13 protein-coding genes and 1 pseudogene are annotated in these 17,653 nt (G+C 70.3%); 4 read left to right on the top strand and 10 right to left on the bottom strand.

Annotated features, from left to right (window positions below; genetic code table 11):
• Positions 1-258: 258 nt before the first annotated feature.
• The 6 genes from ACFY0F_RS38995 to ACFY0F_RS38970 are packed head-to-tail and all read right to left on the bottom strand — an operon-like array spanning position 259 to position 8,053.
• Positions 259-1,509: an isochorismate synthase MenF gene (locus ACFY0F_RS38995; RefSeq protein ID WP_388805953.1), complete on the bottom strand. Its 1,251-nt coding sequence runs from the start codon at positions 1,507-1,509 to the stop codon at positions 259-261.
• On the bottom strand, positions 1,466-2,566 hold the full coding sequence (locus ACFY0F_RS38990; RefSeq protein WP_388805950.1) for an alkene reductase: 1,101 nt from the start codon (positions 2,564-2,566) through the stop codon (positions 1,466-1,468). Before ACFY0F_RS38990 ends, ACFY0F_RS38995 begins: the two co-directional genes overlap by 44 nt.
• Before the next feature lies 1 nt (position 2,567).
• Positions 2,568-3,746, bottom strand: coding sequence for an AMP-binding protein (locus ACFY0F_RS38985; protein WP_388805947.1), 1,179 nt, complete (start codon positions 3,744-3,746; stop codon positions 2,568-2,570).
• A gap of 11 nt (positions 3,747-3,757) precedes the next feature.
• A complete protein-coding gene (locus ACFY0F_RS38980) occupies positions 3,758-4,729 on the bottom strand; it encodes a 1,4-dihydroxy-2-naphthoyl-CoA synthase (protein ID WP_388805944.1) in 972 nt (323 codons plus the stop codon).
• Positions 4,730-4,746: 17 nt separating this feature from the next.
• A complete protein-coding gene (menD, locus tag ACFY0F_RS38975; protein ID WP_388805941.1) occupies positions 4,747-6,501 on the bottom strand; it encodes a 2-succinyl-5-enolpyruvyl-6-hydroxy-3-cyclohexene-1-carboxylic-acid synthase in 1,755 nt (584 codons plus the stop codon).
• Positions 6,491-8,053, bottom strand: a complete 1,563-nt coding sequence (locus tag ACFY0F_RS38970) for an AMP-binding protein (protein ID WP_388805938.1) — start codon at positions 8,051-8,053, stop codon at positions 6,491-6,493. Before ACFY0F_RS38970 ends, menD begins: the two co-directional genes overlap by 11 nt.
• 331 nt (positions 8,054-8,384) lie before the next feature.
• Here ACFY0F_RS38970 and ACFY0F_RS38965 point away from each other — a divergent pair, with 331 nt between their 5' ends.
• On the top strand, positions 8,385-10,343 hold the full coding sequence (locus tag ACFY0F_RS38965) for an FAD/NAD(P)-binding protein (protein ID WP_388805935.1): 1,959 nt from the start codon (positions 8,385-8,387) through the stop codon (positions 10,341-10,343).
• A complete protein-coding gene (locus ACFY0F_RS38960; protein ID WP_388805932.1) occupies positions 10,340-11,749 on the top strand; it encodes an adenylosuccinate lyase family protein in 1,410 nt (469 codons plus the stop codon). The genes ACFY0F_RS38965 and ACFY0F_RS38960 overlap by 4 nt, the downstream gene beginning before the upstream one ends.
• Before the next feature lie 26 nt (positions 11,750-11,775).
• On the opposite strand, the gene ACFY0F_RS38955 is transcribed toward ACFY0F_RS38960, so the two are convergent.
• Genes ACFY0F_RS38955 through ACFY0F_RS38945 form a run of 3 tightly spaced genes read right to left on the bottom strand, consistent with a single transcriptional unit; the run spans position 11,776 to position 14,684 of the window.
• A complete protein-coding gene (locus ACFY0F_RS38955; RefSeq protein WP_388805929.1) occupies positions 11,776-12,777 on the bottom strand; it encodes an o-succinylbenzoate synthase in 1,002 nt (333 codons plus the stop codon).
• Positions 12,774-13,226, bottom strand: a complete 453-nt coding sequence (locus ACFY0F_RS38950; protein WP_388805926.1) for a winged helix-turn-helix transcriptional regulator — start codon at positions 13,224-13,226, stop codon at positions 12,774-12,776. Before ACFY0F_RS38950 ends, ACFY0F_RS38955 begins: the two co-directional genes overlap by 4 nt.
• A gap of 57 nt (positions 13,227-13,283) precedes the next feature.
• Positions 13,284-14,684: a class II 3-deoxy-7-phosphoheptulonate synthase gene (locus tag ACFY0F_RS38945; protein WP_388805956.1), complete on the bottom strand. Its 1,401-nt coding sequence runs from the start codon at positions 14,682-14,684 to the stop codon at positions 13,284-13,286.
• A 350-nt stretch (positions 14,685-15,034) separates the two neighbouring features.
• On the opposite strand from ACFY0F_RS38945, the gene ACFY0F_RS38940 reads away from it, so the two are divergent.
• Complete coding sequence (locus ACFY0F_RS38940; RefSeq protein WP_388805923.1) at positions 15,035-15,709, top strand: TetR/AcrR family transcriptional regulator; 675 nt, start codon at positions 15,035-15,037, stop codon at positions 15,707-15,709.
• Positions 15,710-15,785: 76 nt separating this feature from the next.
• Here ACFY0F_RS38940 and ACFY0F_RS38935 read toward each other — a convergent pair whose 3' ends face one another.
• Positions 15,786-17,255: a DHA2 family efflux MFS transporter permease subunit gene (locus ACFY0F_RS38935; RefSeq protein WP_388805920.1), complete on the bottom strand. Its 1,470-nt coding sequence runs from the start codon at positions 17,253-17,255 to the stop codon at positions 15,786-15,788.
• Positions 17,256-17,507: 252 nt separating this feature from the next.
• Here ACFY0F_RS38935 and ACFY0F_RS38930 point away from each other — a divergent pair.
• Positions 17,508-17,653: pseudogene (locus ACFY0F_RS38930) on the top strand (dTDP-glucose 4,6-dehydratase); the annotation flags it as partial.

Here is a 17,653-nt window from a genome sequence, read left to right as displayed (position 1 = left end):
GCCTCGCCGAAACCGTCCGCTGGTACCGCGACAACCGAACCTGGTGGGAACCACTCAAACACCACACCACGGAGCCCAAGCCTCCACTTGAGTGACCACCCTGGACTTCCGGATCGCCACACACCAGGAGATCCGGACCGGCCGCCCTACAGGACGGCTCGACACTCGTGGGCCTCAGGCACCACCTGCGTCCCGCGACCTTCCCCGGCGAGGCGACCTACCTGGTCTCCCGCCGGGGAGTCACCATCCTCCACGGCTTCAGGCGGCACGAACCGGCTCACGGGACACCACGGTGCCGTAGGCCGGTGGACGAGTGCTCGGCGACGGTTCCACGCCGAGCGCTCGACGCATCGTCGCGAGCTTGGCCGTGGTCTCCGCGAACTCGACGTCCAGTCGGCTGCCGGCCACCACACCGCCTCCGGCCCGCAGTCTGAGGCTGCCGTGCTCCCGTGCGTCGAGGTCGAGACCCCGCAGCGCCATGTAGAACTCGCAGTCACCGTTGCTGTCGGTCCAGCCGACGAGGCCGCCGTAGTATCCACGCGTCGATTCGTTCATCGTGATCAGATGGAGCGATTCGGCCTGGGGGACACCGCAGACCGCCGGTGACGGGTGCAGCGCCGACACGAGATCGGCCACGCGCACCCGGGAGTCGACCAGACGGCCGCGGATGGGGGTGCCCAGGTGCCATACGCCCGGCACCCCCAGCAGTTCGGGTTCGTCGGGGTGGTCGAGCACACCGCAGAAGGGCTTCAGGCCCTTGAGCATGAACTCGACCAGGTGACGATGCTCGGCCAGGTACTTGTCGGTGAACAACTCGGCACGAGCCCGCTCTTCGTCCTCCGCGGTGGACAGCGACGGGTCCCGCGGGATCGTCCCGGCCAGCGGCGTCATCGTGACGATGTCGCCGCTCTTCTTCATGAAGAGCTCCGGGCTCGCCCCCAGGGTGTAGACGCCGGGTGTCTCCAGGTGCTCGACGAGGTAGCTGTGCACCCCCGGGTACAGGTCCACGATGCGCCCGTACAGGTGCATCGGGTCGAGATGCTCGGTCGGGAAGTACCGCTCGGCCCGTGCTATGACGACCTTCTCCAGGGAGTTCTCCGGTGAGCGGAGCAGGGGCAGTACGCGTTCGACCAGACGTATGTAGTTGGCTGTCTCGGCGTCGTTGAATCCGACGTCCGGGAGGAAATGGCCACCGCTGCCGGCACTGCTCGCGGAGCGGACCGGTCGACCCGCACCGCGCTGCCCCAGGAAGAACGACGAGGTCCCCGGGCCCTGGTCGAAGGGCACCGCGCCCGCGACGAGGTTTCCGTGGGTGCCGCCCCGCACCGCGTCCTCCGCCTCGGACAGGCTGGTGAAACGGGTCAGCGCGCCGGTGAGCCCGACGGAACTGCTCGGTCCGTGCAGCAGGAAGCGGGGCGTGGCGGTGGTCGGGCGGCTCGGGAGACGCCCTTTCCACAGGTGCTGGTCAGGTATGGATCGGCTGCCGGCTTGTGTCGGTCCACCGTTCATAGTCGGTGTATCCCTCACTTTCGCCCTCGTAGAATTTTTTGGGGTTCGGAACGGCCAGGGGTGCTCGGTGGAGCAGACGCTCGGGCAGATCCGGGTTCGAGATGAACAGGCGTCCCAGGGACACGGCGGTCGGTCCCGCGCCGAGCCGGGCTTCGATCCGGCTCAGCAGTTCCGTGGTGGACCACTGAAGGTCCGTGCCCAGGTTGTGGATCCATCCGCCCGTCCAGTGGGCACCGATCCAGGCGAGCACGTCCGGGTCGCTGTACGAGGACGTGTGGATGTAGGCGAGACGCCGCACCGAGGGATGGGACAGCAGAGCGCTGTACACGTCCGGCGCGTCGCCCTGCACGGTGCGGTCCGCGGAGAATCCGGGGGACAGCCGGAGCCCCACCCGGCCGTGACCGGCCTCGCGCGCGACGGCCTCGACGACTCGGACGGGAAACAGACACCGGTTCTCGGCCGGTCCGCCATGGGCGTCGGTACGCAGATTCGTCCCCGAGCCGAGGAACTGGTGCAGGAGGTAGCTGTTGCCGCCGTGGACCTCCACGCCGTCGAAGCCCGCCTCCATGGCCATGGCGGCGGCACGGGCGAACTCCTCGACGGTGGCGTCGATCTCGCCGCCGGTCATCGCCCGGGCGACGGGACGGTCGGTCACCCGGCCGTCGGGGGCGCCCGTCCCCGGGGGGACGACCGCCGAGGGTGCCAGTGGGGTCCTGCCTCCGTTGACCTGGGGCCGGGCCGCGCTGCCGGCGTGCATGAGCTGCAGGACGATGCGCCCTCCCCGGCCGTGGACGGCGTCGACCACACGGGTCCAGGCCGCCAGGTCCTTCCTGTCGATCATGTGAGGGCTGCCGGGGTACGTCTTGCCGATGAGTGAGGGGTGGACGCTCTCCGTCACGACGAGTCCGGCCGAGGCGCGCTGCCGGTAGTACTCACGCATCAGGTCGTTGGGTGTTCCGTCGGCGTCCGCCCGGCGACGCGTCATGGGACACATGACGATCCGGTTGCCGGCCGGGATGTCGCCGAGGGCCACCGGTGAGAACAGGTCTCCTGACATGTCAGCCTTCCCCGACGTGCGCTCGGGCGTACGCGGCGGCGCTCAGCCGCTCACGGATCGCGGATCGGTCGATCTTCGAGTTCGGCAGCAGGGGGACGTCGTCGTGGAAGACGATCCTCTTGGGTACCGCGGCCGGCCCCAGACGCCGTCGGACCCGGTCCCTGAGGACCTCCCTGTCCGGTGCGGACGTCCCTGCCCGGGGGACGACATGGGCGCCGACGAGTTCGCCCCACTCGTGGTCGGGAAGACCCAGGACGACGGCACTGTCGACCCAGCCGACGCCGAGCAGGGCCTGTTCGACCTCCCCCGCGGAGATCTTGAGCCCGCCGGTGTTGATGAGGTCGTCGGTCCTGCCGAGCGGGACCAGGCGGTGCTGGTCGTCCCACCGGCCGCGGTCGGAGGTCCGGTACCAGCGTTGGACGCCGTCGGTGTAGAACCTGCTCTGCTCCTCCTCAGGGGCGCCGAGGTAGGTGCTCGCCACGGTGTCACCGCCGACGTGCACGATCTCGTCCACGATCCGCACCCGCACCCCGTCGAGAGGGACTCCCCCGTAGACGCATCCGCCGCCGGTCTCCGTCATCCCGTACGTGGCCACGAAGTCCGTGACGCGCCGGAGCTGTGCCGCGGTCTCGTGGTCCAGCGGTGCCCCGCCCACCAGGACCTTGTCGAAACTCGACAGTGCCGCCCTGGCGTCGGCGTCCGCGAGCAGCCGCTTGACCTGGGTGGGGACCAGCGCGGTGTAGCGTCTGCCGGTCCTCATGCGGCTGGTGGCGGCCACGAAGGACGCGGCGTCGAACCGGCCGCCGTCCAGCGTCGTCACGCGGGTTCCGCTGAGGACCGCGCGGGAGACCACCTGGAATCCGGCCACGAACCCGGCCGGGAGGCACAGCAGCCAGTCGCCGGCTCCGCCGAGCCGGCGGAGCGTCGCGGAACCGGAGGCGAGGAGCGCGCTCCGCGGCAGGGCCGTCCGCTTCGGAGCGCGGGTGGACCCCGACGTCGACAGCACCACGGCGGTGCCGTCCGGCACGGTCCGGGGCAGGTCCCGTGCCGCGGCGGCGCCGGCGACCGGTGCGATCGCCGGAGCGCCTTCATAGACCTGCTCGATGGCACGCATGAGGGTGTCGACGGCCTGCGCGGGTTGGTCCGGCAGTACGACAGCACGTAAGGAGACGGTCGACACAGCGCCCTCCCTCAGAAGAAGTAGGGGTGGTCGGACCAGTCCGGTGTGCGCTTCTCGAGGAAGGCGTTGCGTCCTTCGACGGCCTCGTCCGTCATGTAGGCCAGGCGGGTCGCCTCTCCGGCGAACACCTGCTGGCCGACCATCCCGTCGTCCGGGAGGTTGAAGGCGAACTTCAGCATCCGGATCGCCTGCGGGGACTGGGCCGTGATGTCGCGGCAGTACTCGATCGCCGTGCGCTCCAACTCCGCGTGCGGGACGACCTCGTTGACCGCCCCCATCTCGCGCATGCGATCGGCGTCGATCTCGCGTGCGAGGAAGAAGATCTCCCGGGCGAACTTCTGGCCCACCTGGCGAGCCAGCAGCGCGGAACCGTAGCCGGCGTCGAACGAACCCACGGTGGCGTCCGTCTGCTTGAACCTGCCGAACTCGCGGGAGGCGATGGTGAGATCACACACGACGTGCAGTGAATGCCCGCCGCCCGCCGCCCAGCCCGACACGGCGGCGATGACGACCTTGGGCATGGTGCGGATCAGTCGCTGCACCTCCAGGATGTGCAGCCGTCCCGCACGGGCCGGGTCGATGTCCTGCGCGCTCTCGCCGTCGGCGTAGCGGTAACCGTCGCGCCCGCGGACGCGTTGGTCGCCTCCCGAGCAGAACGCCCAGCCGCCGTCCCGCGGGGAGGGGCCGTTGCCGGTCAGGATGACCGCACCGACCTCGGAGGACATACGGGCGTGGTCCAGGACGCGGTACAGCTCGTCGACCGTCGCGGGACGGAACGCGTTGCGCACGTGCGGACGGTCGATGGCGATCCGCACCCAGGGAAGGTCGCGTACGACGGCGCCCTCGGTGTCGCGTTCGACACCTCGGTGGTAGGTCGTGTCCCGCAGATCCTCGAAGCCTTCGACCTCGCGCCAGCACGAGGGGTCGAACGGGTTGGTGACAGGGGCGGCCGTGGTGGTGGGGGCCGTGGTGGTAACAGACATCTTCCAACTTCCGCTTCTCAACTGGTCAGGGCGGACACATGGGCCGCCTCCGCCGTGACGGGGCTCCCGGCCGGAGGGGCGGTGGGGTTCAGACGTGCGTCGGCCAGCTCTCGTGCGGCCGTGTGCACACCGCGCAACGTCGTGCGGGTGACGGGGACTTCGAGGACGACCGGTCGCTTCGCCCGGCGGGCCGCCCGGAGCGCGGTGCCGAGCTCGTCGGTCTCCACCATGCGGTGGGAGACCGCGTAGGCCGTGCACAGAGCCGCGAAGTCGACGTTCTGCGGGGTTCCGTAGATGCGCTCGAAGGTGTTGCCGAAGGGGGCCGTCTTGTAGACGGGGTGCCCCTGTTCCAGCAGTTCGAAGATGCCGCCGCCGGCATCGTTCGAGACGACGACGATCAGGTTGTCCGGCACCTGCTCGAGCACGCCGGACTGCAGGGCGGACGAGTCGTGGGCGAAGGTGAGGTCACCCACGAGCGCGACGACCGTCCGGTCGGGGCAGGCCATCGCGGCGCCCACCGCGGCACTGATGTTGCCGTCGATACCGGCCACCCCGCGGTTGGACAGTGCCCGGACCCCGCTGGGCAGTCGGCCGGTCAGCGACACGTCCCTGACCGGGTTGGAGGCCCCCAGCCAGAGCAGGTCGCCGGGTTCGAGCGCGTCCAGCACCGCCTTGGCGACACCCACTCCGGTGCGCCGGTTACCGTCGTCGCACAGCATCTGCGACCACGCGTGGCGCACGGCCCGGTCCACGTGCCCGAGTTCCTCGGTCCAGGACGGACTCGGCACGCCGCCGAACACCGGGTGTGCGGTGACCACGTCGATGTGCGGCGCCGCGTAGATCCAGTCGTCGTCCCCGTCGCTGACGAGGACCGTGCTGACGTCGCGGCGGGCCAGCAGCGCGCCGACCTGCCGGTGCAGGGTCGGACGGCCGTACACGACGGCCAGTTCCGGCCGTACGTGGTCCAGCACCCAGGGATGCAGGGTCCTGCGGCCACCGGCGTCGACGGTCGGTTCCACGACACAGGGGACGGTCTCGGGCACGGCGTCGAGGTCCGCGCCGTCGCCGGCGACGATGATCGTACGGCGGGTCAGGTCGATGTCGTGCGGTGCCGCCGCTCCGCGGTCGCGCAGCGCGGTCCGGATCCACGGCCGCCCTTCAGGACGGCCGCTGGGGAACGGCACGGACCTGGTCGCCGGCGGGCGACCGGACGGCAGGGCCACATCGATCTGCACCGGTCCGGGGCGCCCGTGGAGCCGTCCGCGGCCGATCGCCAGCGTGTGGCAGATCTGCGATCGCACCCTGGCGTTCGTGTCCGGCGCCGGTTCCGCCCCGACCTGCAGGTGCTGGACGTGGCGCACCTGCGAGGTGAGCAGCTGGGTCTGCTCGACGGTCTGTGACGCCCCGGTGCCGAGCTCCGCGAGCGGGCGGTTGGCCGTGACCAGGACGAGCGGGATCCGCGAGTAGTCGGCCTCCGTCACGGCGGGCAGCAGGTTCGCCACCGCCGTACCCGACGTGGTCACGACCGCGGTCGGGACGCCCGTCGCCTTCGTCATGCCGAGGGCGAGGAAGGCGGCCGACCGCTCGTCCAGACGGACATGGAGTCTGAGGTCTCCCGCGGCTTCCCGCCGGGACAGTTCGAACCCGATGGGGCCGTTCCTGGACCCGGGGCAGTAGACGAACGTCTCGATCCCGGCCCGGACGAGCTCGTCGACGACGACCGCCGCGATCACGGACGGCCCCCAGGCCTGCACGGTGGATTCAGGCCGCATGGGTGATCTCGGTCCGCAGCAGTTCCTCCAGCCGGTTGCGCTGGATCTTCATGGTGGCGGTGCGGGGGAACCTGTCGAACGGCAGGATCACCGGTGCCTCCAGCGCCGGCAGGTCGGCCACGGAGGTCCACCAGGCGTCCCAGTCCATCTCCTGCCCCGTGGCGACCGAGACCACGGGCTGCGGGTCCCCCTCCGCCGTGCGGACCAGGACGACCTCGTTCAGGAACGACAGCTTGTCCAGCAGCGCGTCCTCGATGGCCAGTGTGCTCCTGACGTCATCGATCAGGTCCACCTGCCGGTCGTGCAGGGCGACTTGGCCGGCGCGACCCATCTCGCCCTGGTCCCCGCTGTTCCACCACCCGTTCCGCAGGTTCTGCTCGAAGCGCTCCTCCTCACCGTAGTAGGTGACCGCGCGACCGCGGGAGAACATCTCGATGGCGCCCTGCCGGCCGCGCGGCAACGGGTTGCCCTTCTCGTCCACGACCCGGACGCGGGTGAGCTTCGGCATGCCGATGCCCATCCACCGGGCGTCGCTGAAGCGCAGCGTGGTCCGCGTGTGCGGGCGCAGCACCATGGGACCGCATTCGCTCTGCCCGTAGACCTGCAGGTAGACGGGCATCCGGTGGGACGACGCATTGAGGTACTTGAGCATCGTGCCCTTGTTGACGGCGTCGAAGGTCGAGTGCAGGTACTTGACGCTGGAGAAGACCGAGGGGTCGCGGTCCAGGATGGACGTCCACCGCACGAGGTGGTTCGGGTGCGACTCCAGGGCGAGGGGACGGTACTTGCGCAGTACGGCCTCGACGTTGGCTTCCTGGGGGTCGCCGATGTTCAGGAACGAGTGCCCGTAGGACATGAGCGACGAGATGCCGATGTTGAACCGGCTGTGCACCGGGGAGATGTGGAAGGCGACCAGGCCGCCCGGGTCGATGAAGGACACGATGCGGCGCTGCCAGGTGACCCGCCAGCCCATCGAGGTCGGAGAGTGGGCGATGAGCTTGGGGATGCCCGTGGTCCCCGAGGTGTGGGTCATGTACGCGATGTCGCGCACGCCGGGCTTCCGTCCGGCGCCCTTGGGGTCCTCCACCACGGTGTCCCTGACCGCGAGGGCGTCGAGCTTGCGGGCTTCCTCGACCGAGGAGATGTCCGCGGCCTTCTCGACGGTCTCGGCGTCGTGGATCAGCCACGGCCGCTTCAGCCGGGCCGCCATCACGGTGACCGTGCGGGCGTCCAGGTGGGGCGAGATCATGACGGGTACGGCGCCCGCGTACGAGACGGCCACTGCCAGCAAGTAGCTGTCGAACAGAGCGGACTTGTAGATGACGACATGGTCACCCGGCGCGACACCGCGCGCGATGACCTGCTCGCCGCACCGGGCGACGGCTTCGGCCGCGTCGGCGTAGGTCGCGTGCAGTCCCAGCTCGGGAAACGCCGGCTGCGGCGCGTCCATGTGGATCATCGACGCGGGGTGTGCGTCCGCCGCCGCGCGGAAGTTCTCGAACAGATGGAGCGGCTTGGACGTGGGCTTGAAAAGCTCCTTGAGCGGAAGCATCAGCGGGTACCTCCGGCAATGGACAAGATCTTCATTTTCGCTCCCCGAATAGAAGGGGTATTGGTCAGAATGATTGGCGAGCGGGAAGTGTTCGGCAAGTAGGAACTTTCAAGTGCCTGCCCGTCACCGTGCCGTAGGTACTTCGAAGTTCCTACTTGCCGGACGTCGCGAATCTGCAGAGCATGAGGAAATGACACTTCGTGTTTGCTGTTCCGGTTCCTGACCGTGGAGAAACTTCATTTCCGGTGAGGCTTGGCACGGCCGCCATTGCCGGTTTCTGCCCTTCCCTTTCTCATGCTCTTCCCAGTCCCCCAGCAGGAGTGGTGTCCCCGTGCCCATCAAGCATCTGTCGCTCTGCATCGTCGGAGTCGGACCGCGCGGACTTTCCGTACTCGAGCGGCTCTGCGCCAACGCGCGTGACCTGTCACCGGGTTCGAAGGTGCAGGTGTACCTGGTCGATCCCTACCCGGCCGGCGCGGGTGCCGTATGGCGCACCGATCAGTCCCGGCTGCTGCTCATGAACACCGTGGCCAGCCAGATCACCGTGTTCACCGACGACAGCGTCTGTCTCGAAGGGCCGGTGGAACCCGGCCCCAGCCTGTACGAATGGGCGGAGGAGCTGAGGAATTCCGCCGGGGCGGCAGCTCCCGCAGGGGGTGAATCCACTCTTGCCGAAGCCCGGGACCTGGGTCCCGACTCATACCCGTCCCGTGCCTTCTTCGGCAGCTATCTGCGTGAGATGTTCGCCCGCATATGCCTGGCGGCCCCGCCTCATGTGGACATCATCACGCACTGCACCCGTGCCGTCGCACTCGACGAAGACCGCGACGGAACGGGAAAGCAGAGCGTGACGCTGGAGAACGGCCGGCTGATCGAGGGCCTGGACGCGGTGATTCTCTCCCAAGGCCATGTCGGCACCGAGCCGAACGGCAAGGAGCGGCTCCTGGCCGCGCAGGCGGAGGAGCACGGACTCACCTACGTCCCACCCGCCAATCCGGCCGACCTGGACCTCGACTTCATCGGGGCCGGCGAGAGCGTGCTGCTGCGCGGCCTCGGGCTGTGCTTCTTCGATCACATGGCTCTGCTCACCAGTGGGCGCGGCGGCCGGTTCGTGCCGCACGGCGAGGAATTGGTGTACGAGCCGTCCGGACGCGAACCCCGGTTGTTCGCCACCTCGCGGCGAGGTGTTCCGTACCAGGCGCGGGGCGAGAACCAGAAGGGACCGCACGGACGGTACTTTCCCCGGCTGCTCACCGAGGCGTATCTCGCCGATCTGCGCAAGCGGGCGCAGGACGGTGACCGTGTGTACTTCGGACTCGACATCTGGCCCCTCATCGCCCGTGAGGTGGAGAGCGTCTACTACAGCACTCTCCTGCAGACGTGGGGCCGCAGCGCGGACCGGGAGGCGTTCACCGAACTGTACTTGGCCGCCGCACGGGAGGAGCACAGGGCCGAGATCCTGCGGGCCTACGGCTTTCCCGCGGAGAGCCACTGGGACTGGGAGAAGATCTCGCGCCCTTACCTGGGACGGCGGTTCGCCGACCGGGACGAGTTCCAGGCCTGGCTGCTGGACCACTTGGCCGAGGACGTGCGGCACGCCGAGGGCGGCAATGTGAGCAACCCGCTCAAGGCCGCGCTCGATGTGCTGCGGGATCTGCGCAACGAGGTCCGGCTCGCCGTGGACCACGGCGGTCTCGACGGCAACTCCCACCGTGACGAGCTCGACGGGTGGTACACCCCGCTCAACGCCTTCCTGTCGATCGGCCCGCCGGCCTTCCGGATCAAGCAGATGAGGGCACTGGTCAAGGCCGGCGTGCTGCGCCTGACCGGACCGGGGGCCGCGATCAGGGTCGATTCCGCGCAGCGGGCGTTCGTGTGCGACTCACCCGAGCTCGCCGGGCCGCCGATCGAGGCGCGCGTGCTGATCGAGGCCCGGCTGCCCGAGCCCGATGTGCGGCGAACCGCCGACCCGCTCATGCGGCGGCTCCTGCAGGACGGGGACATCACACCGTTCCGGATCGAGGGGGCCTGCTCCGTCTCCTACGAAACCGGTGGTCTTGCCGTGACCCGTCGCCCCTGCCGGGTCGTCGACGCCCGGGGCCGTGTCAATCCGCGGCTGTTCGCGTACGGAGTGCCCACGGAGTCCGTGCACTGGGTCACGGCGGCCGCGGTACGGCCCGGCGTCGACTCCGTGAGCCTGGGCGATGCCGATGCCATCGCCCGTGCCGTACTCGCCATGCCTGCGGCCACGGACCGGGCCGGGGAGAACCGCGCGGAGATGCGTTCATGATCACGCCGTTCGACGCACAGGGCGACACCGGCCTGCTCTCACCCGTGCGGGCCGGTACGGAGGTGGAGTCCGCGGTGAGCGACCGCGCGTGGCTCCAGGCCATGCTGGACGCGGAGGTCGCGCTCGTGCGGACCCAGGCCGCCCTCGGCACGGTGCCGCTCTCGGCCGCGGCCGACATCAGCGCGGTGGCGCGTGCGGAGCGGTTCGACGTACGGGCCATCGCGGTCGGGTCACGGGAGACGGCGAACCCCGTGGTGGGGCTCATCCGTGAGCTGACTCGGCTGGTCGCGGCGGTCAACCCCGCCGCGGCCGAGTATGTGCACCGCGGCTCGACCAGCCAGGACATCTTCGACACCGGCGCGATGCTGGTCGCGGCGCGGGCCCTGCGCATCATCCGGGGCGATCTGCGGCGCACGGCCGAGGCCCTCGCGGCACTGGCCGGACGGCATCGGGACACACCGATGGCCGGACGGACGCTCGCGCTGCAGGCGGTGCCGACCACGTTCGGTCTGAAGGCGGCGGGCTGGCGGGAGTTGCTGCTCCAGGCCGACGTCCGGCTCGGTCGGCTGCTGGAGGGCGGGCTGTGGGTCTCTCTGGGGGGTGCGGCGGGAACACTCGCCGGCTATGTGGAGTACGCGAAGGTGGACGGTGCCGACCCGGATGCCGTGCGGTCCGGGGAGTACGCGGACCGGCTCCTCGACGGATTCGCCGCGGAGACCGGTCTCGCCCGCCCACCCCTGCCCTGGCACGCGTTGCGCACTCCGGTCGCCGATCTCGCGGCGGCACTCGCGTTCACCGCGGGCGCGCTCGGCAAAATGGCGGTGGACGTGCAGACTCTGGGGCGTACGGAGATCGCCGAAGTGGCGGAGCCGTCCGCCGCCGGGCGAGGTGTGTCGTCCGCCATGCCCCACAAACGCAATCCGGTGCTGGCCACGCTCATCCGAAGCGCGGCGCTCCAGGTTCCGGTGGTCGCGACCGGTCTCACCCAGTGCCTGCTGTCCGAGGACGAGCGGTCGGGCGGGATGTGGCACGCGGAGTGGCAGCTCCTCCGGGAGGCGCTGCGGCTGACCGGAGGCGCCGCGCACACGGCGGTCGAACTGGCCGAAGGGCTCGATGTGTTCACCGGCCGGATGCGCGGCAACCTCGACATCACCGGCAGCCAGGTGGTCTCCGAGCGGCTGACGGCGGTGTTGGCTCCCCGGCTCGGCAAGGACGCCGCCAGGAGAATGCTGTCGGCGGCGTCCGCGGACGCCGCGCGGAACGGCACCTCGCTGGCGCAGGAGCTGGCGAAAGCCCCCGAGTCGGCCGAGCTGTTCACACCTGCGGAGCTCGACGCGCTGTGCGACCCGACGCAGTACACGGGAGCCGCGGGGCATCTGGTGGATCGGGCGCTCGGCCGAGCTTGAGCTGCCGTGCCCCGTCGCCCTGCCGGTCAGGAGGGCGACGGGAGCGGCAGTCCTTGCGACGCACTCACCCGGGCCAGGCGGTCGTGCCACCACGCGACCCGCCGGGGATCGGTGGGCCGGAACGTGTCGAGCCGCTCCGGGTCGGGCACCGGCGGTGTGCGAGGAACCGGCAGCCAGCCGTCGACGGGCCGGAAGGCCTGAGCCTCGGGCACACTGTCGCCGGTCAACAGGCTCAGGGTGCTCAGCCCGCAGGCGAAGTCGAGTTCCGGCAGGGCGCCGGCGAGGGCGAGTTGGGCGGCGAGGCCGACGCTCGTCTCGAGCGCGGACGACACGACACAGGGCAGTCCGCAGGCCTCGGCCACCCTCAGGGCACGGCGCACGCCACCGAGTGGGGTGCATTTGATCACCGCGACGTCGGCGGCGCCGGCGACGGCCACCTTCAGTGGATCGTCGGCACGGCGGATGGATTCGTCGGCCGCCACACGCACCTCGGTCCTGCGGCGGACCGCGGCCAACTCGTCGATGGTCGCGCAGGGTTGTTCGACGTACTCCAGGCCGCCGGCGGCGCGGTCGATGCGTTTGATGTGGGCGACGGCCGTGTCGACGTCCCAGCGGCCGTTGGCGTCGATACGGATGTTGCCACCGGGACCGAGAGCGGCGCGCACGGCTTCCACCCTGGCGAGGTCCTCGGAGAGCGAGTCCGGGTGGTCGGCTGCCTTGACCTTGGCTGTCCGGCATCCCGAACGGGTGACGATCTCGAAGGCACGCTCAGGACCGACCGCCGGCACGATGGCGTTGACCGGGACCCGGTCGCGGACCGGCTCCGGCCAGCCGAGGGTGACCTGTTCGACGGCCGTACCGAGCCAGGCCGCGGCCTCGCGGTCGCCGTACTCCGGAAAGGGGCAGAATTCTCCCCACCCGAGCGGGCCGCGCAGAAGCACGCCCTCGCGGACGTCGATTCCCCTGAAGGAGGTGCGCATGGGGATGGCGTAGACGTGTGCCGTTGTGGAGGCGATGGCGTCGTTCATCGGATGGTGAACGCCTCTTCTCGGGGCATGGGGGCTCCGTGCAGCGTGCGGCGGGCGAGCACCTCCGCGATGTTCTCCTCGGCCCAGGCCTCCAGGGAGAAGATGATGGGGATCAGGCTCGCGCCGAGTTCGGTGATGCGGTACTCCACCCTCGGCACCGTTTCGGGGTAGTAGTCCCGCGTCACCAGGCCGTCACGCTCCAGATTCCGCAGGGTCGTCGTCAGCACCTTCTGACTGACCCCGGGCACGGAACGGCGCAACTCACCCGATCGCATGGGCGATTGCTCGTTCAGCAGGTACAGGACCACGGGCGTCCACTTGGTGGCCAGGATGTCCAGCAGCCATCGCGCCCGTACCGGAGTGTCGTCTCCCGGACCGTCCCCCGGCCTGTCCTCGTACTCGATCGCCCGTGAAAGGTCTTGTTCCCGCACAGATACGGTGATGGTCATCTGAACTCCCAGGTGGGTACCCTGCTGTCTGACGTGTAGGTGCCGTGTAGGTGAGGTTCAGGCCGCGGCCGGGAGGGGCGCCGGGCGCGGCAGGACCGAGGCGTCCCGGTCCCGGTACAGCTCGGCGACCTGGAAGGCCAGGTCGAGTGACTGACGGTGGTTCAGCCGGGGGTCGCAGGCCGTCTCGTAGCGCTGGTGCAGCTGGTCCACGAGGACCTCGTCGCCGCCGCCCAGGCATTCGGTGACGTCCTCCCCCGTCAGCTCGACGTGGATGCCACCGGGGTGGGTCGCGAGCGACCTGTGCACCTCGAAGAAGCCCCTGACCTCGTCCAGGATGTCGTCGAAGCGGCGGGTCTTGTGGGCGGTGGAGGCCTTGAAGGTGTTCCCGTGCATCGGGTCGCAGATCCAGGCGACCTGGGCGCCGGCGGCCTTGACGGACTCGACGAGCCCGGGGAGCACGTCGCGGACCCGGTCGCGCCCCATGCGGGCGATGAAGGACAGCCGGCCCGGCTCGTTGTTCGGGTTCAGCCGCTCGACCAGTGCGAGGGCGTCCCCCGGTGTGGTGGAGGGGCCCAGTTTCACCGCGACGGGGTTGCGCACCTGCGAGGCGAACTCCACGTGGGCTCCGTCCAGTTGGCGGGTGCGCTCGCCGATCCAGATCATGTGGCCCGAGGTGTCGTACAGCAGTCCCGTGCGTGAGTCGACGCGGGTGAGCGGGACCTCGTAGTCGAGCAGCAGCGCCTCGTGGCTGGTGAAGAAGTCGCTGGCCTGGAACTCCGCCGGGTTCGCTCCGCAGGCCGCCAGGAACGCGAGTGCGTTGTCGATCTCCCGGACGATGCGCTCGTAGCGCTCGCCGAACGGAGAGCTCGCCACGAAGGCCCGGTTCCACTCGTGCACCTGGCGCAGATCCGTGTAGCCGCCCGTGATGATGGCGCGGATCAGGTTCAGGGTCCCGGTGGAAGCCTGGTACATCAGTTTCAGCCGCTCGGGGTCCGGGGTGCGTGCCTCAGGGGTGAAGGCGAGCCCGTTGACCGCGTCCCCGCGGTAGACGGGCAGTTCGACGCCGTCGCGCACCTCGACCAGGTCGGAACGCGGCTTGGAGTACTGGCCCGCGATCCTGCCGACCTTGATCACTGGGACCGAGGTGGCGTAGGTCAGCACGGCCGACATCTGCAGCAGGGTCCTGACCTTGTTGCGCACCTGCTCGGCGGACACACCGTCGAACGTCTCCGCGCAGTCGCCGCCCTGGAGGAGAAATGCCTCGCCGCGGGTCACGGCGGCCAGCCGGTGACGCAGTCGGTCGCATTCGTCGGCCATGACGAGCGGTGGGTACGCCGCCAGTTCGGAGGTCACGGCACGCAGCACGTCCGCGTCCGGCCAGGCGGGCTGCTGGGCGGCGTGCAGCCGGCGACCGAGGTACAGGGTCGTACCGGCGTGGGCGGTGGTGATCGTCGACAGGGCCGGCGCGATCACGTCACTGATCCTGACGTGCTGGGGCGCCGCAGGGCCATCGCCTCGGTGGGGCCGCCGATGCCGCCACCGGCGATGAGCACACGACGGATGATGCGTCCGCTTGCCATCTTCTGTCTCCTTGGGGGGCAGGGCATGGGCCGTTGACCGATAGTCTCGCCGTGCGGGGTTGGCGCTCATCTTGAATCGGCCTTGAATGCTTCTGTACCGGTGTCACGCGGACGCGCGATGGCGACAGCTCGGCGTCCTGCGGATCCCGGGCAGGGGAAAGCCCCAGGTGCCGGCCGCTGTGACCGGATCGGGCTCCGGTCGTACCGCCCCTGTTCTACGGTGAGTTCATGTCCAGCGCAGACGATGTCTTAGTGCCGCCCCGTCCGGAACCCGAGGAGAGCACCAGCGAGCCACCGGCGCTGCTCGGGCCGGAGTCCCCCGGCGACGAACCGTGCCTGCGTGCCGACGCGGCCCGCAACCGGGCCCGTCTGCTGGACGCCGCCGCCCGTCTGGTCGCCGAGCACGGCGCGGCCGGGGTGACGATGGAGGCGGTGGCGGCCGCGGCGCGGGTGGGCAAAGGGACGGTCTTCCGTCGCTTCGGCGACCGTACCGGCCTGCTGACGGCGCTCCTCGACGACTCCGAGCAGAAGATGCGGGCCGCGATCCTGACCGGTCCCCCGCCGCTCGGACCCGGCGCACCGCCCGTGGAGCGGCTGCGCGCGTTCGGTGTCACCGTGCTGCGGCGCTGCGTCGACGAAATGGACCTGCAACTGGCGGCCGAGCCCGGCCCGGAGCGCCGGTACACCGTGCCGGCCCGCCGTTTCCACCACAGCCATGTGGCGCTGCTGCTGCGCCAGGCCCTGCCGGACGCGGACCACGATCTCCTCGCCCACACGCTGCTGGGCTACCTCGACCCGGTGCTGATCCACCATCTGACCCGGCAGTCGGGGGTGTCGCTGCGACGGCTGGAGCATGGCTGGCGTGATCTGGTGGACCGCGTGACGGGCGGCTCCGCTCCCTGAAAAGGGGCCGGACGCACTTCAGGCCCGTGGCCCCACACGAGGTCGTCGTGTGGGGCCACGGGCCGGTGTACGGGGGTCAGCGCGTGGCTGACGGGGCCGGTTCGGCCGTGGCCGGCGCCGGTTCGGCGCCGTGGTGCTCCCCCGCGGCCGCGGGCCGGGTGGCGAAGAACATCACGGCCGCGGCGAGCCCCACGGCCGCCGCGCCGACCCACAGGGCGGGTACGAAGCCGTCGACGAAGTTCTGACCCGACGCGTAGCCGCCGTTGTGGGTGAAAACGCTGGTGAGGGCGGCCACGCCGAGCGCCGAGCCCACCTCCCGGGTGGCCGATGTCGCGCCGGATGCGATGCCCTGTTCGGAGACGTCGACGGAGCTCATCGTCAGATTGAGGAGCGGGGCGAAGAAGCAGGCGACGCCCACACCGCCCAGGAGATAGCCGGGCAGCTGCTCGAGATAGGACACGTCCGGGCTCATCACCAGCGCGAAGTAGACGAACCCGGTGGCGAGCAGCGCCAGTCCGAACGCCACCACGGGTCCTCCGCCGATCCGGTCCGACATGATGCCGGCGAAGGGCGCCACGAGCAGCGGCATCGCCGTCCACGCCAGCATCCGCACGCCCGCCTCCGTCGGCGAGAAATGCTGGATGGTCTGCATGAACTGCGTGATGAGGAAGACCACGCCGAACATGCCGACGGACATCAGCAGGCCGCCGATGTTGACGGCGCTGAAGGCCCGGTTGCGGAACATGCCCATGGGCAGCATCGGCGCGCTGCTGCGCCGCTCCCACTGGACGAACGCGGCGACCAGCACCGCGCCGGCCAGCATGGGGCCCAGGACCTGCGGGGCGCCCCAGCCGCCGTGGCCGTTGGCGCGGATCAGACCGTAGACGAGGCCGAAGATGCCGAGGCTGACCAGGAGCGTGCCCGGTGCGTCCAGGCGGTTGTCCGGACCGCGGCTCTCGGCCAGGCCGCGCCAGGCGGCCGGGGCGAGCAGCAGGCCCACCGGCACGTTGATCCAGAAGATCCACTGCCAGGACATGTGTTCCACCACGACACCGCCCACCAGCGGACCGCCCGCGACGGCCAGTCCGTTGAGCGCACCGTAGATGCCGAGGGCGGCGCCCCGTTTCTCGGCGGCCACGGCGCTGGTGAGCAGGGTGAGGGAGAGCGGCATGACGATGGCGGCACCGGCGCCCTGGACCGCGCGGGCGGCGATCAGCTCGCCGATGCCCGGCGCCAGGGCGGCCCCGGCCGACGCCGCCGTGAACAGCAGCAGACCGGCGACGAACACGCGGCGGCGTCCGAACCGGTCGCCCAGGGCGGCACCGAACATCATCAGCACGGCGAACGACAGTGTGTAGGCGTTCACCGTCCATTCCAGTTCCTCCAGGCTGCCACCGAGTTTCTCCCTGATGGTGGGCAGCGCGGTGACGACCACCAGATTGTCGAGCCCCGCCATGAAGGCGATCAGGCCCGTGATCAGCGTGGCCGCGCCCGGGGACTTCCCCGTCCCGGCCGCACCGCCGGCGGCGACTTTGTCAGTACTCATCCAGGGATTTCCTTCCGACTTCGCCATGGGGGGCAACGGTGTTCGTCGCGCGGTCGGTGACGAAGCGCCGGTCCGCTGCGGACGGCGCAAGACATCCCGCCGAGGCTAGACAGTCGCGCTCGAGCACCGGTCGAGCCGCGGTCGCGTCGCCGGGGCGAGGCAGCCTCCAGCCCTTCTCCGCCCGCGCCCGATCGGACGGCGGCACCATCGAGTCGCACCGCCACCGACGCCCCCGCGTCCCGGCCGCACCGCATCCGTCCGTCCGCCCGCCCTGGGAGGCACCCGCATGACAGAGGCACCGGTACCGTCATGACGACCAAGACCCGCATCCTGGTGACCGGCGGCGCCGGATTCATCGGCTCCCACTACGTCCGCACCCTGCTCGGCCCCCACGGCCC

The sequence above is a fragment of the Streptomyces sp. NPDC001544 genome, assembly GCF_042894285.1.
Lineage (GTDB): Bacteria > Actinomycetota > Actinomycetes > Streptomycetales > Streptomycetaceae > Streptomyces.
This window is presented reverse-complemented; position numbering and strand designations above follow the sequence as displayed.